Source organism: Bartonella koehlerae C-29 (assembly GCF_000706625.1).
In the GTDB taxonomy this organism is placed as follows: domain Bacteria; phylum Pseudomonadota; class Alphaproteobacteria; order Rhizobiales; family Rhizobiaceae; genus Bartonella; species Bartonella koehlerae.
Genome location: NZ_KL407334.1, coordinates 1664386 through 1666686 on the forward strand (window position 1 = coordinate 1664386; position 2301 = coordinate 1666686).

Sequence of the window (2301 nt, forward strand, 5' to 3'; positions counted from 1 at the left end):
TTTATACTTTTTTTCTAAAAAAGTATAACATGTAAACTTATACGTAACTTATAAGTAAAGATGATATGAGATGTCTAAAAAAATTCTTTTATCATATACAACCATAGCTGCCATAATATTATTCAATATCTATTCCAATGCATACGCTAGATCCCTTTTTGCTGGTCAAGGCGAAGACAAAACCGCTCCAACTCAAGAAAGCTATGAAAATGTTTATGCTCTAGACGGTGGTAAAATTCATGGCACAGCTCTCAAGATAACCGGCCCCTCAACCCAAGAAGAATCAATCATAACAGACATAAGCGGTGTAGAAGCCAGAAAATTTGGAAGCATGATTGAACTAGAGGGAGACACAACGATAAAAAACGTTTCAATCGGCTTGTTGGCAAAAGAAAGCGGTACAATTAAAATGAACGACGGCTCCATTCAGGTGAAAAAAATGCATATACAAACACCAATCGGTATAGCAGCCGTATCAAATGGTGACATCATCTTAAATAATGTAGAGATTGACGCAAGCAATCAGGAACAAAGTATAAAGACAATAGATGAAACAGGAATAGGAGATGGAACTGGAGCAAGCTTAAAGAGTGGTGGAACATTGAGTATGACCGGTGGTTCCATTAAATCCAACTATTTAGGCATTACTTTAGAAGAGAGCAATAGTGATAAAAACAAGCTAGAAAATGTAAAAATTAACATCACGGATCTCGTAAATAGCACGAAAGAGAGCATAGGAATAAGAGTCATCAAAACAAGCAAAGTCACTCTGGATCAAGTAACAATTAGACACGCAAGAACCAGCATACATGCAAGTGATAGTTCTCAAATAACAATATCAGGCGGCTTAATTCAAGGAAACCATACGGGAATAAATGTTGAAAAAGAGAGCGTAATAACTCTAAAAAATGATGTTGAAGTTTTATCAAATGACCATGGACTTTCTGCAAACGGTCTACACTCAAAAATTACCATGCAAGGAGGAAAACTGACTACAGCTGGTTTACAACCGGCCGTCTTAGCCGGATTTGGTGGAGAGATTAACCTTACCAATGTTGTTGTACATATTGATGATCTTACCGATATTGGTATGCACATTGATGATAATGAAACACAAACGCAAAAATTAGAATTAGAGAGGAAAGAGGCTCCATTAACAACACAAGGTCTACAAGCACAATATGCACAATCAAAAATCACCATGATAAGAGGATCGATTACCACAACTGGTTTGAATCCTGCAGTTTTAGCTGGGTCTGGCGGACAAATCGATCTCACTAATGTTCCCATGAAAGTGCACAATGTTGGTCTACAAGCACAAGCCGAACAGTCAAAAATTGTTATGACAAGAGGATCGATTATTACAACAGGTATGAATCCTGCAGTTTTAGCTGGATCTGGTGGACAAATTGATCTCAATGATGTTGTTATCAAAACCAGAGATATCGCGCTCCAAGCACAAGATAAGCAATCGAAAATTACCATGAGAGGAGGAAAGCTTATCAAAACTGGACCGCGAGCTGCCATCTTTGTAACATGTGGCGGACAGATTGATCTGCTGGGTGTTCAATTACATACGGATAGCAATGGACTAGCCGTACGGGGCAGAGAATCAAAGATTACGCTCAAAGATTCGGAAGTACGTGCCAATATTCTATTAGTAGGAAGACCTAATGAAGGTGAGAATGGCGAAGCTAACGTGATTGCCGACCACTCTATCTTAGAAGGAGGAGCAAGGAATTCCGAAAGAAACCCTACTCAAACAATCTTTAGTTTGATCAATGGCACAAAGTGGTATCTAAAAGTGAATACGCAAAACTATAAAATCCAAAAACTTGATCCAATCAAAAACTTACATTCTGAAGTTTTTAAGCTTAATCTCAACAATAGTACTATTGTTTTTAGGACACCAAGAGAAGATCAATATCAAACATTACATATAGGCAGTAAATCACCTCACCTCACAAACAACAACACAACGTACGAAACAGTCTACCATGCAACAGGTGATGCAAAGATTTATTTCAATACTGAATACATTGATGGTCTACCAAAAGAACAACAAACAACTGATCGACTTCTTATTCATGGTGATGTATCAGGCACCACAACAGTCCATTTTAGGAATCTTTTAAAAGGTAAAAAAACAAAAGAAAAAAATACTGGTCCCGTAAATACACGTGGGCTCTCACTCGTTCAAGTCTCTGGAAAAGCAGATGAAAATTCCTTCAAACTTGCAAATGGCTATACCACAATAAAGGGGTTGCCTTATAAATATACACTCAATGCCTATGGACCAAC

1 pseudogene is annotated in these 2301 nt (G+C 37.7%); it reads left to right on the plus strand.

The annotated features are described in order from the left end of the window. Positions 1 to 70 precede the first annotated feature (70 nt). Positions 71 to 2301, plus strand: a pseudogene (locus tag O9A_RS07020) (autotransporter outer membrane beta-barrel domain-containing protein); the annotation flags it as partial.